Origin of the sequence: Pseudomonas sp. R32 (assembly GCF_009866705.1) — a bacterium.
Classification (GTDB): domain Bacteria; phylum Pseudomonadota; class Gammaproteobacteria; order Pseudomonadales; family Pseudomonadaceae; genus Aquipseudomonas; species Aquipseudomonas donghuensis.
This window is the reverse complement of record NZ_CP019396.1, coordinates 1836489-1848510: the sequence shown is the minus strand read 5'-3', so window position 1 is coordinate 1848510 and position 12022 is coordinate 1836489. Positions and strand designations below refer to the sequence as shown.

Annotated in this window: 12 protein-coding genes and 1 pseudogene; 4 read left to right on the top strand and 9 right to left on the bottom strand. The window is 61.2% G+C overall.

The annotated features are described in order from the left end of the window. Positions 1-5: 5 nt before the first annotated feature. On the top strand, positions 6-521 hold the full coding sequence (fabA, locus tag PspR32_RS08440; RefSeq protein ID WP_010224657.1) for a 3-hydroxyacyl-[acyl-carrier-protein] dehydratase FabA: 516 nt from the start codon (positions 6-8) through the stop codon (positions 519-521). 11 nt (positions 522-532) lie between these two features. Then, positions 533-1753, top strand: a complete 1221-nt coding sequence (gene fabB, locus PspR32_RS08435) for a beta-ketoacyl-ACP synthase I (RefSeq protein WP_010224658.1) — start codon at positions 533-535, stop codon at positions 1751-1753. A 170-nt stretch (positions 1754-1923) separates the two neighbouring features. Here fabB and PspR32_RS08430 read toward each other — a convergent pair whose 3' ends face one another. The 3 genes and pseudogenes from PspR32_RS08430 to PspR32_RS08425 all read right to left on the bottom strand — a co-directional run bounded on the left by PspR32_RS08430 (position 1924) and on the right by PspR32_RS08425 (position 4153). Then, complete coding sequence (locus PspR32_RS08430; RefSeq protein WP_442967030.1) at positions 1924-2982, bottom strand: methyl-accepting chemotaxis protein; 1059 nt, start codon at positions 2980-2982, stop codon at positions 1924-1926. 81 nt (positions 2983-3063) lie between these two features. Continuing rightward, positions 3064-3534, bottom strand: a pseudogene (locus PspR32_RS26650) (MCP four helix bundle domain-containing protein); the annotation flags it as partial. A 154-nt stretch (positions 3535-3688) separates the two neighbouring features. Beyond that, entirely contained in the window at positions 3689-4153 is a 465-nt protein-coding gene (locus PspR32_RS08425; protein ID WP_010224660.1) for a DUF3859 domain-containing protein, read from the bottom strand. A 167-nt stretch (positions 4154-4320) separates the two neighbouring features. On the opposite strand from PspR32_RS08425, the gene PspR32_RS08420 reads away from it, so the two are divergent. Beyond that, the gene (locus tag PspR32_RS08420) at positions 4321-5181 is read left to right on the top strand and encodes a pirin family protein (protein ID WP_159388307.1); all 861 of its coding nucleotides are present in this window, start codon (positions 4321-4323) and stop codon (positions 5179-5181) included. 103 nt (positions 5182-5284) lie between these two features. Here the strand turns inward: PspR32_RS08420 and PspR32_RS08415 are convergent, their stop codons facing one another. The 4 genes from PspR32_RS08415 to PspR32_RS08400 all read right to left on the bottom strand — a co-directional run bounded on the left by PspR32_RS08415 (position 5285) and on the right by PspR32_RS08400 (position 9000). Beyond that, positions 5285-6010 carry a dienelactone hydrolase family protein gene (locus tag PspR32_RS08415; protein WP_010224662.1) on the bottom strand — a complete coding sequence of 242 codons (726 nt, stop codon included), beginning with the start codon at positions 6008-6010 and terminating at the stop codon, positions 5285-5287. 56 nt (positions 6011-6066) lie between these two features. Continuing rightward, positions 6067-7971: a molecular chaperone HtpG gene (htpG, locus tag PspR32_RS08410; protein WP_010224663.1), complete on the bottom strand. Its 1905-nt coding sequence runs from the start codon at positions 7969-7971 to the stop codon at positions 6067-6069. Positions 7972-8065: 94 nt separating this feature from the next. Next, the gene (locus PspR32_RS08405; RefSeq protein ID WP_010224664.1) at positions 8066-8527 is read right to left on the bottom strand and encodes a PaaI family thioesterase; all 462 of its coding nucleotides are present in this window, start codon (positions 8525-8527) and stop codon (positions 8066-8068) included. Then, the gene (locus PspR32_RS08400; RefSeq protein ID WP_010224665.1) at positions 8524-9000 is read right to left on the bottom strand and encodes a PaaI family thioesterase; all 477 of its coding nucleotides are present in this window, start codon (positions 8998-9000) and stop codon (positions 8524-8526) included. The genes PspR32_RS08405 and PspR32_RS08400 overlap by 4 nt, the downstream gene beginning before the upstream one ends. Positions 9001-9153: 153 nt before the next feature. Here PspR32_RS08400 and PspR32_RS08395 point away from each other — a divergent pair, with 153 nt between their 5' ends. Then, positions 9154-9432 carry a hypothetical protein gene (locus tag PspR32_RS08395; RefSeq protein WP_026001405.1) on the top strand — a complete coding sequence of 93 codons (279 nt, stop codon included), beginning with the start codon at positions 9154-9156 and terminating at the stop codon, positions 9430-9432. 87 nt (positions 9433-9519) lie between these two features. Here the strand turns inward: PspR32_RS08395 and PspR32_RS08390 are convergent, their stop codons facing one another. Next, positions 9520-10260 carry a DUF599 domain-containing protein gene (locus PspR32_RS08390; protein ID WP_010224666.1) on the bottom strand — a complete coding sequence of 247 codons (741 nt, stop codon included), beginning with the start codon at positions 10258-10260 and terminating at the stop codon, positions 9520-9522. A gap of 189 nt (positions 10261-10449) precedes the next feature. After that, positions 10450-11763, bottom strand: a complete 1314-nt coding sequence (gene brnQ / locus PspR32_RS08385) for a branched-chain amino acid transport system II carrier protein (RefSeq protein ID WP_010224668.1) — start codon at positions 11761-11763, stop codon at positions 10450-10452. Between the last annotated feature and the right edge of the window lie 259 nt (positions 11764-12022).

Sequence of the window (12022 nt, the reverse complement as noted above, 5' to 3'; positions counted from 1 at the left end):
CTCGCATGACCAAACAAAACGCCTTTACTCGGGAAGACCTGCTGCGCTGCAGTCGCGGTGAGCTGTTCGGCCCAGGTAACGCGCAACTGCCCGCCCCGAACATGCTGATGGTGGATCGCATCACCCATATCAGCGCCGAGGGTGGCAAGTACGGCAAAGGTGAATTGGTCGCCGAGCTGGATATCACCCCGGACCTGTGGTTCTTCGCCTGCCACTTCGAAGGTGATCCGGTGATGCCAGGCTGCCTGGGCCTGGACGCCATGTGGCAACTGGTCGGTTTCTTCCTCGGCTGGCAAGGCTTGCCGGGCCGTGGCCGTGCCCTGGGTTCGGGCGAAGTGAAATTCTTCGGCCAGGTCCTACCGACCGCCCAGAAAGTCACCTACAACATTCATATCAAGCGCGTCCTCAAAGGCAAGCTGAACATGGCCATCGCCGATGGTTCGGTCAGCGTCGACGGTCGCGAGATCTACACCGCCGACGGCCTCCGGGTCGGCGTATTCACCTCCACTGACAACTTCTAAGGGTTATCCGCATGCGCCGCGTCGTTATCACTGGTCTGGGCATTGTTTCGTGCCTGGGCAATGACAAAGAGACCGTCTCCGCCAACCTGCGTGCAAGCCGCCCTGGCATCCGATTCAACCCGGAATATGCCGAAATGGGTCTGCGTAGCCAGGTTTCCGGCTCCATCGACCTCAACCTCGAAGAACTGATCGACCGTAAAGTCTTCCGTTTCGTCGGTCACGCCGCCGCCTACGCCTACCTGGCGATGGCCGACGCGATCAAGGACTCGGGCCTGACCGAAGAGCAGGTCTCCAACCCGCGTACTGGCCTGATCGCAGGCTCAGGCGGCGCGTCGACCCTGAACCAGATGGAAGCGCTGGACATCCTGCGTGAAAAAGGCGTCAAGCGCGTTGGCCCCTACCGCGTCACCCGGACCATGAGCAGCACCGTCTCGGCGTGCCTGGCCACCCCGTTCAAGATCAAGGGCCTGAACTACTCCATCGCTTCCGCCTGCGCCACCAGTGCTCACTGCATCGGTACCGCCATGGAACAGATCCAGATGGGCAAGCAGGACATCGTCTTCGCCGGTGGCGGTGAAGAAGAGCACTGGAGCCAGTCGTTCCTGTTCGACGCCATGGGCGCACTGTCCAGCAAGCGCAACGACACCCCGGAAAAAGCCTCCCGTGCCTACGACGCTGACCGTGATGGCTTCGTCATCGCTGGCGGTGGCGGTATGGTCGTGGTTGAAGAGCTGGAGCACGCCCTGGCCCGTGGCGCCAAGATCTACGCCGAAATCGTCGGCTACGGCGCCACTTCCGACGGCTACGACATGGTCGCTCCAAGTGGCGAAGGCGCCATCCGCTGCATGCAGATGGCCATGTCCACTGTCGACACCCCGATCGACTACCTGAACACCCACGGCACCTCGACGCCGGTCGGCGACGTTGCCGAGATCAAGGGCGTTCGCGAAGTATTCGGCGACAAGGCTCCAGCCATCAGCTCGACCAAGAGCCTGTCCGGTCACTCCCTGGGCGCTGCCGGCGTTCACGAAGCGATCTACTGCATGCTGATGATGGAAGGCAACTTCATTGCCGGCTCCGCCAACATCGACGAAGTGGACCCGGAAGTAGCCGACATGCCGATCCTGACCAAGACTCAGGAAAATGCCAAGATCGATACCGTGATGAGCAACAGCTTCGGTTTCGGCGGCACCAACGCCACCCTGGTGCTCAAGCGCTGGGCAGGAAAATAGGGGCTAGCCCCCCTTATGTTCGAACGCCCCGACTCGTCGGGGCGTTTTTGTTTGTGCCATCCAGGGCCGCTGCGCGCCCCATCACCGCCAAGCCCGGCGCCCACAGTTACTGCAGGCGCTAGCCCTTGTGGGAGCTGGCTTGCCAGCGATGGGCTGCACAGCAGCCCCTCCTACACCGAAAACCGCCCCACCAACCCATTGAGTTCGATCGCCAGCTGCGACAATGCCTGGCTCGCCGCGTTGGTCTGATTGGCCCCCGCCGAGGTCTGCATGGCCAAGTCGCGAATATTGGTCAGGTTGCGGTCCACCTCCCGCGCCACCTGTGCCTGCTGCTCCGAGGCACTGGCAATCACCAGGTTGCGCTCGTTGATCAGGCTGATGGCCGCGGCTATCTCCTCCAGCGCCGCACCGGCAGCATGAGCGCCCTCCAGGGTGCCGCGAGCCCGTTCGTTGGTCTGCTGCATACCTTCAACGGCGCGATGGGTGCCTTGCTGGATGCCATCGATCATCTGCTCGATTTCACGGGTGGATTGCTGGGTGCGATGGGCCAGAGCCCGTACTTCATCAGCCACCACAGCAAAACCACGCCCGGCATCACCGGCCCGTGCGGCTTCGATCGCAGCATTGAGGGCCAGCAGGTTGGTCTGCTCGGCAATCGCGCCGATCACATCCAGTACCTTGGTGATGCCATTAACCTGCTGCGCCAGTTGCCCGACCTCTTCGGCGTTGGCGGTAACACCGGCCGCCAGGCCCTCGATCGACGTCACGGTCAGGCGCACCTGCTCGCGTCCTTGACGGGCAATGCGGTCCGACTCGCGCGAAGCTTCGGAAGTGGCCACGGCATTGCTCGCCACCTCCTCCACTGCGGTGGTCATCTGGTTGACCGCGGTCGCCGCCTGCTCGATTTCCTGGCTTTGCTGCATCAGCCCACGGGTGGCATCTTCCGTCACCGCGCTGAGCTCCTCGGAGGCCGAGGCCAACTGGCTGGAGGAGTCGGAGATGCGCCCGATGGTATCGCGCAGGCTTTGCTGCATCTGCTTCAAGGCTGCAAGCAAGCGTGCCGGCTCATCCTTGCCCTGCACCGAAATCTGCGGGGTAAGGTCGCCGGTGGCCACCACTTCGGCAACCTTCAGGGATTGCGCCAACGGCCGGACGATACTGCGGGTCAGGGTCAGGGCCAGCACCACAGTGAGCACCACGGCGGCAATCAGCCAGCCAATCACCCAGATCCGCGCCTCCTTGTAGACGACTTCGGCAAGGTCGGTCGCGGTATTGGCATGCTGGTTATTGAGCGCGATCAGCTCGTTGAGGCTGGCCGTCAACTGGTCGGCCAGCTGATTCATCTCACCGTTGACCATGGCCACCGCCTCTTCGAGCCGGTGCTCGGCAGACAGCTCCATCACCTGCGCCTGCAGCTTGAGGTAACGCTGCTCCAGACTCAGGTAGCGGTCGAACAGGACCTGCTCTTCAGGCAGCACGATCAGCGCCTGGTACTTCTGCTGGGCCTTGCCCAGGCCCGCCTTGATCTCTTCGATGCGCGACTTGTTCTGCGCCAGCGCCGCCTCATCGCGATTGACCAGCAGGCGCAGGGTCAAGGCGCGGATGCGCAGCATGTCCTGGGTCATCTGGCCGACCGAAATGACGCTGGGCAACCAGTTGCTGTCGACCTGCTCGGACTGCTGGCGCATGCTGGTCATCTGCATCAGGGCAAACGCGCCCAAGGCAAACACCAGCGCCGCCACCAAGCCAAAACCCAGGCCGGCCCTGGGCGCGATATTCATGCTTCTCAAGCTCATCTTCTGGCTCCCTCCAAAAGCGCTGCACAACAGTGCAGCTGTCCTTGCTTCTAGACGGTATCGGCCTGGCGAAAATTTGCGTAAGACGAAAACGTGATATCAAAAGGCCTTATGATCGCGACGCCCCGGTGGCCCTGACTCAACGCACCGTAAAGCGCTGCTCGGCGAGCAACCGGTCCCCCTGGAAGACCATGAAATGCCACTGCCCCGGCACCATTTCGTGGTTTTCGGTGAACTCATAGGCCATCACATCCTGGGCAGCGCCCGGCACCAGCTTCTGCACGACTTCGAACTTGTCGTGGCGCTTGCCATCCGGGGTGCGCACACCCGGGGTGAGGTACAGCAGGGTCAGCGGCGTGTCTTCGGCGACCTTGCCCTGCAGCCGATAGCGCATGCCGAACTTGCTGCCCAGGCGCGCCGGGATCTCATCGGTCTGTTCAATCGTCTGGTTACTCTGGGTCAGCACCCGCTCGCCCGGCTGGAAGTTCTGGTGGCGGGTTTCAAACAGACCGTACTCGACCGGCCCTTCGAGACGAACCTCGGCGCTGGCCAGGCCACTGACCAGCAACAGCCCGCACAGGGCGCTGAAACGACGTGGAAACATAGTGAACTCCATCAGGTTGATGGCGGCAGGCTATGACGCAGGCATGACAGGCTGATGACAGCGCTGTTATTTGCCCGCCACAAACCCGGGTATAGCGCGGGCATGCGCTCGATATGGGCCACGGCAGGTTATGCTAGAAAGACGTCCCCCTTGGTCTGGAGCACACCGTGAGCCTTCCCCTGGTCATCCGCCCTCGCGCCGAATCGGTCGAAGGCCAACCTATCCTGCGCCCCCTGCCTTCGGCCCAATGCCGCAGCGTCGGGCCATTCGTGTTCTTCGACCATATGCTGGAGACCGACTACCCGGCCGGCCGTGGCATGAACATCCGCCAGCACCCGCATATCGGCCTGTCGACCCTCACCTACCTGTTCGAGGGCGAGATCCAGCACAAGGACAGTCTGGGCTCGGATCAACGGGTCAAGGCTGGCGAGGTCAGCTGGATGACCGCCGGCAGCGCGATTGCCCATGTCGAGCGCACGCCTGCCGATCTGCTGCCCGGCACGTCGCGCCTGCACGGCTTGCAGGTGTGGCTGGCCTCGCCCAAGGCGCACGAGCAAGGCCCGGGGCTCTACAGCCATCACCCGGCGGCGAGCCTGCCGGTCAGTGACAACCTCGGGGTCAGCATTCGCATGATTGCCGGCAGCGGCTTCTGCCTGCAATCGCCGGTGCCGGTGCTGTCACCGACCCTGTATGCGCTGGTGCAGATGCAGGCGGCCACCACCCTGACGGTGCCCACCGAACACGCCGAGCGCGCGCTGTATGTACTGGATGGCGAAGTCAGCCTCAACGACCAGGCGGTCGAGCCGTGCAGCCTGGTGATCTTGCCGCCCGGCGAGGAGATGAGCCTGTATGCCGATAGCGAAAGCCAGTTGGTGCTGTTCGGTGGCGCGCCATTGGACGGGCCACGGCGGATGAACTGGAACTTCGTTGCCAGTGACCCGGGATTGATCGAACAGGCGCGGGCACGCTGGGCGGCCGGAGACTGGCCGACGGTACCAGGGGAAAGTGAACGGATCGAGTTGCCTTGAGATTGATCGCCGGCAACGTCGGCTCCCACAGAGTGGATGCATGCAGGTCCAGTGTGGGAGCCAGCCTTGCTGGCGATGGGCTGCACAGCAGCCCCGCCCCCACTCAGCGCTGGAACACTTCATCGAGCAAATTGAACATCGCCCGGAACGCGCGCTTGGACGTGCGTGCGTCGTACTTCATCTTGCCGGGGATATTCGCTGCGGTATCGGTGAACGAGTGCACCGCGCCGCCATAGCTGATCAGCTGCCAGTCGACCTTGGCCGCGTCCATCTCGGCTTCGAAAGCCGGTAGCTGCTCCTTGGGCACGAACGGGTCGGCGGCGCCATGCAACACCAGCATCGAAGCCTTGACCCTGCCCTCCACGGCTGGCAGCGGCGTATCCAGGGTGCCATGGAACGATACAGCGGCCAGCAGGCGGGCATCTTCACGGGCCAGCTCCAGGGCACAGCAGCCGCCGAAGCAGAAGCCGAAGGTGGCCAGCTTGCCAGGCTCCAATACCGCCCTCGATTGGCCCAGCAACTGGTCCAGCGCCGCCTTCAAGCGCTTGCGCAGCTCGACGCGGTCATTCTTCAGCGGCGTCATCGCCGCACCGGCTTCATCCATGTCCGACGGACGCAGGGTCTGGCCGTAGATGTCGGCCAGCAACACCACATAACCCTGGGCGGCAACCTCGCGGGCGATACGTTCGGCGCCCTCGCCCACCCCCATCCAGTTTGGCGCCATCAAAAGCCCAGGCTGCTCACGGGCGCCCTGGGTATAGAACAAACGGCTCTCATAGGCTTTGCCGGCAACATGATAGACCAGCGATTCGACGGTAACCTTGCTCATGCACTCCTCCTTGCACCATGAAAAAAGCCCGCCGAAGCGGGCTTTCCTGCAACTACTTAAGCCGACAATTCGACCAGTAGCTTGTTCAGGCGACGAACGTACGCCGCCGGGTCCTTGAGGCTATCGCCCGCCGCCAGCGCGGCCTGATCGAAGAGGATGTGCGAGAAGTCGGCGAAACGGTCTTCGCTCTGCTCGTTGTCCAGTTTCTCGATCAGCGGGTGGCCAGGGTTGAATTCGAAGATCGGCTTGGAGTCCGGCACCTTCTGCCCGCTGGCCTCGAGAATCTGGCGCATCTGCAGCCCCAGGTCCTGCTCACCGATGGCCAGGATCGCCGGCGAATCGGTCAGGCGGTGCGACACGCGCACTTCGCTGACGCTTTCGCCCAGGGCCACCTTGAGGCGCTCGACCAGGCCTTCTTTCTCCTTGGCGACTTCTTCCTGGGCCTTCTTGTCCTCTTCGGAGTCCAGCTTGCCCAGGTCCAGGTCACCACGGGCGACGTCGACGAAGCTCTTGCCGTCGAATTCGCTCAGGTAGCTCATCAGCCACTCGTCGATGCGGTCGGTCAGCAGCAGCACTTCGATGCCTTTCTTGCGGAAGACCTCCAGGTGCGGGCTGTTCTTGACCTGCGCATAGGACTCGCCGGTGAGGAAGTAGATCTTGTCCTGACCTTCCTTGGCACGGGCCAGGTAGTCGGCCAGGGCAACGCTCTGCTCGCCGCTTTCATCAAAGGTGGAGGCGAAACGCAGCAGGCCGGCGATCTTCTCTTTGTTGGCGAAGTCTTCAGCCGGGCCTTCTTTCATCACCTGGCCAAAGTTCTTCCAGAAGCCCTTGTACTGCTCAGGCTCGTTCTTGGCCAGCTTCTCGAGCATGTCCAGCACGCGCTTGGTCAGGGCCGACTTCATCGAGTCGATGATCGGGTCTTTCTGCAGGATTTCGCGCGAAACGTTCAGCGACAGGTCGTTGGAGTCGACCACGCCCTTGATGAAGCGCAGGTACAGCGGCAGGAAGGATTCAGCCTGGTCCATGATGAACACGCGCTGTACGTACAGCTTCAGGCCACGTGGCGCTTCACGCTGGTACAGGTCGAACGGGGCACGGGCCGGTACGTAGAGCAGCGAGTTGTACTCAAGCTTGCCTTCGACCTTGTTGTGGCTCCAGGCCAGCGGGTTCTCGAAGTCGTGACCGATGTGCTTATAGAACTCCTGGTATTCCTCGTCCTTGATCTCGGTGCGAGGACGGGTCCACAGGGCGCTGGCGCGGTTGACGGTTTCCCATTCTTCGGCCGGCTTTTCTTCGCCTTCGGCGGCTTCGACCTGTTTTGGCAGCTCGATCGGCAAGGCGATGTGATCGGAGTATTTCTTGACGATGTTGCGCAGGCGCCAGCCGTCGGCGAACTCTTCTTCACCCTTTTTCAGGTGCAGGACGATGCGGGTGCCGCGCTCGGCCTTGTCGACCGTGGCGACTTCGAACTCGCCTTCGCCCTTGGACGACCAGTGCACGCCCTCGGCGGCTGGCAGGCCGGCGCGGCGGCTGAACACGTCGACCTTGTCGGCAACGATGAAGGCCGAGTAGAAGCCCACGCCGAACTGGCCGATCAGGTGCGAGTCCTTCTTCTGGTCGCCGGTGAGGTTTTTCATGAAGTCGGCAGTGCCGGACTTGGCGATGGTGCCCAGGTGCGCGATCACCTCTTCGCGGCTCATGCCGATGCCGTTGTCTTCGAGGGTGACAGTGTTGGTGTTCTTGTCGAAGCTCAGGCGGATTTTCAGCTCGGCGCCGCCTTCGAGCAGCTCTGGCTTGGCCAGGGCTTCGAAGCGCAGTTTATCGACGGCGTCGGAGGCGTTGGAAATCAGTTCGCGAACAAAGATTTCCTTGTTCGAATACAGGGAATGGATCATGAGGTGCAGCAGTTGCTTCACCTCGGTCTGGAAGCCCAGGGTTTCTTTTTGAGTTTCCACACTCATGGTCTTCAACACTCCGATCTGATGACAGTTGTCGCTGGGCAGGCCGACGGCCTGCTTTCACGGCGGGATGCACAACAGATGGGGGTGGCTCGGGCTATTTCAAGGGCGAGGTCATTTCTTCGATCTTGAAATGCGCCCGCGCCGTGGCAATCGGTTCGTCCGGGTCGCCTTGCCAGGCGGTGATCGCGACGTTGGTCACCCGCCGGCCCTGGCGCCACAACTGACACTGGGCGTAAGTGTCACGGTAATGGCCGGCGCGCAGGTAATCGATGGAAAAGTCGATGATTTTCGGGATCGCCGCACTCTCACTGAAAATCAGCAGGTACAGCGCCGCCGACAGCTCCATGAAGCCGGCGATTACCCCGCCGTGGATCGCTGGCAGCAACGGATTGCCGATATTGTCCTGGCTGGCTGGCAGGCAGAACAGCAGGTCGTCGCCCTGGCGGCTGCACTGGATACCAATCAATCCGGCATAAGGAATCAGCCGCAGCAAGGGTTCATAGTTGCCTTCGGCATGTGCCTGGCGCAGTTGCTGGTGCACTTCTGGCGGGATCATTGGCCGCTCCCCTTGAGCGTGTTGGCGAAATTGAGACCGCCCTTGATGCCCTTGCCCAGACGCATGAAGGTGCCGACCACCTGGGCGATCGGTTGCTCGGGATCGTCCTGGTAAGCCACCCCGCGGGTGAAGATCACATCCCGCGAGACGCGGTAGCAATAGGCGTGGCCGAAGATATCCTTGCCGGCCTCGGCCGGGTGCATGTAGTCGATACGCAGGTCTAGCGTCGGGCATACCTCGAACTCAGGCAACACGCAGAGGGTGGCCATGCCGCAGGTGGTGTCCATCAGGGTGGTGATCGCACCGCCGTGCACGGCCCCGGTTTGCGGGTTGCCAACGATCTGTGTGGAATACGGCAGTATCAGGGTCATGCCTTGCGCGTCCGCGTGATGCACCCGCATCTGTAATACCTGACAATGACGCAGTGCCGAGAGAAAGCGTTGGGCCATAGCCTGCAAAGAAGTGTCGATCATTTCAAAAAACTCTCAGGCCGTTGAGGCCATGCACAGAGAAAGGGAAATGTCCATATAGATCCATTTGTTATATATCTGTATGGTGCGCGGAACTTCTACCGGTTACTTGAGCTCAAAGGAACAAGTAACTTATTCCACAAGGAGAAACACCCCATGCGTAAACCTTTTGCTTTTGCCGTTATGCTCGCCGCTGCTCTGGGTCTGGCCGCTTGCGATAAAGCCAGCGAAAATAAAGCCCAAGATGCTCAGCAACATTCCGAGAACGCTCAAGAGAAAATGAACGAAGCTCAGGATAAAGTGAACGAGGCAGCGAAAGAAAACGTCGAAGCCGCCAAAGATCAGGCCGAAGCGCAACAAAAAGCCGCTGAAGAAGCTGCGAAAGAAGCCGCTCCTGCTGCCCCAGTTACTCCTGCTGAGCCTGCTAAACAGTAAGCAAGCCTGCCGGAATAAAAAAAACCCGACACTGTCGGGTTTTTTTATGGCTGCCGAAACTGGATTAAACGATTCAGTCGTCACTCTTCAGGCAAGGTTCTCTTTAGCCGGCTCCGGCGCAGGTGCTTCGGTAGGGGTGTAAACCATCACATCGAGCACATCCGAATGGAACTCGCGACGATAAAGCACCAACACTACCCCGGTACTCATCAGCATGAACAACCAGGGGCCGATAAACCAGCAGAGCATGGCCATCCCGAAGTAATAAGAACGCAAGCCGAAGTTGAACTGGTTGGCCGCCAGCGAAATAACCCTGGCCGCTCTAAGGGCAAATGCCTTGCGCTCCAGTTCACTGACATGGCGCTCACCAATCATCGGCGCCGAGCCCACCAGCACCGCGGCAAAGTTGTATTGGCGCATGCACCAGCTAAAGGTGAAGAAGGCATACACAAAGACCATCGCCAGGCACAGCAACTTGATTTCCGACATCCCCTGGGAAGCCTGCTGGACCAGCGGCAAATCCGCCAGTAACGATACAGCGCGGTCCGAAGCCCCGAGCACGGTGAGAATACCGGCCAGAATAATCAGGGTGCTGGAGGCGAAGAACGACGCATTGCGCTCCAGATTGCCAATCACGCTGGCATCGGCGATGCGGTTGTCACGCAACAACATGCGCCGCATCCAGTCTTCGCGGTAAAGGTGCAGTACGCTGGCCAGGCACGCAGTATCACGGCCCTTCCAGGTCGCGTAGCGGGTATAACCGCCCCAGCAGACGACAAACCAGCAGGCGGCCAGCAGGTGGATCAGATTGCTTTGAATGAAGCTCATGCAAGGTCCTGATTGAAGTTTCGAGCACAATAAAGCCCATTGACCGGCTTTCGACGCTTTACCGCAGAAAAAGACACGTCTTGCCCGCAGAAACGAAAAAGCCCCGCATCCTTTCGGACGCGGGGCTTGGAATCTGCCGTGACGGACACCCTGTTGGCTTGTGGCCGGTGTCCGTTACATGGCTAATTCTCAGGCCAGCGCTTCGCGCGGCTTGCCCAGCATGCGGTCACACAGCACCGCAACACCCAGGGTCACCACCGAAGGCACCAGCCAGGCCAGGCCCTGCTCGCTCAGCGGCAGATGCGCCAGCACGTCCGGCAGTTTGCTGGCCAGCACAGTGCCTTTGATGGCATCGATCATGCCGAACAGCAACGACACCAGCATCACTGGCGCCAGGATGCGAACTTGCGAGTTCCACAGGTCCTTGCAGAAGCTCAGGCCTACCACCACGATGCACGGCGGGTAGATAGCGGTCAGCACCGGGATCGAGAACAGGATCAGCTTGGTCAGGCCCAGGTTGGAAATCAGCAGCGAGAAGGCCGCGAGGATCACCACCAGGGTGCGGTACGACAGCGGCAGCACCTGGCTGAAGTACTCGGCGCAGGCGCAGGTCAGGCCGACGGCGGTCACCAGGCAGGCCAGGGCGATCAACACGGCGAGGAAGCCGCTGCCCAGCGAGCCGAAGGTGTGCTGCACGTAGGCATGCAACACCGCGGCGCCGTTGCTGGCACCGGCGGCGATCTCATGGCTGCCGGCACCCAGGCGGAACAGGCTGATGTACACCAGGGCCAGGCCGACACCGGCGATCAGGCCAGCGATGATCGCGTAGCGGGTGATCAGCTGCGGCGACTCGACGCCGCGCGAACGGATGGCGTTGACGATGACGATACCGAACACCAGCGCACCGAGGGTATCCATGGTCAGGTAACCATTGATGAAGCCCTGGGAGAACGGCGCGGCAACATAGGCTGGCTGTGCTTCGCCGATACCACCGGCTGGCAGCATGAACGCGGCGATGCCGAGTGCGGCCAGGGCAATGATCTTCAGCGGCGCGAGGAAGCGGCCGACAGTGTCGAGCAGCTTGCCCGGGTACATGGACACCGCCAGCACCACCAGGAAGTACACCAGGCTGTAGATGAACAGGGCCAGCGGGCTTTCACCGGTCAGCGGCGCAACACCTACCTCGAAGGATACGGTGGCGGTACGCGGGGTGGCGAACAGCGGGCCTACCGACAGGTAGCACACCGCTGCCAGCAGGCCGCCGGCGACCTTGCCGATCGGGCTGCTCAGCGCATCCATGCCGCCGCCGACCTTGGCCAGGGCGATGACAGTGATGACCGGCAGGCCCACAGCAGTGATCAGGAAACCCAGCGCCGCCATCCACACGTGTGGACCGGATTGCAGACCGACGATAGGAGGGAAAATGATATTGCCCGCGCCGACGAACAAAGCGAACGTCATAAAACCAAGTGCCAGGATGTCCTGGCCTTTCAAAACTTTCATTAAGGAAATACCACACTGCTGAAATCGGGATTTAGAGAGGGATTTCCCCTTGGGTGAGGGAAATGCTGCCTGGCTGGATGAGCCAGACCCGTTTAGCGTGTCGTTCCCTTTTGGGGAGCGGGCACAAAATGAGTGCATAGGTTAACGAATTTGTCATAGAAACGCACTGTTGCAGGGCTGCTTGTCCGATGTGTGAATATGCGTGTCGCTTGCGCGACAGCTCCAAGCCGCAAGTTACAAGCCGCAAGCTTGCCGCAAC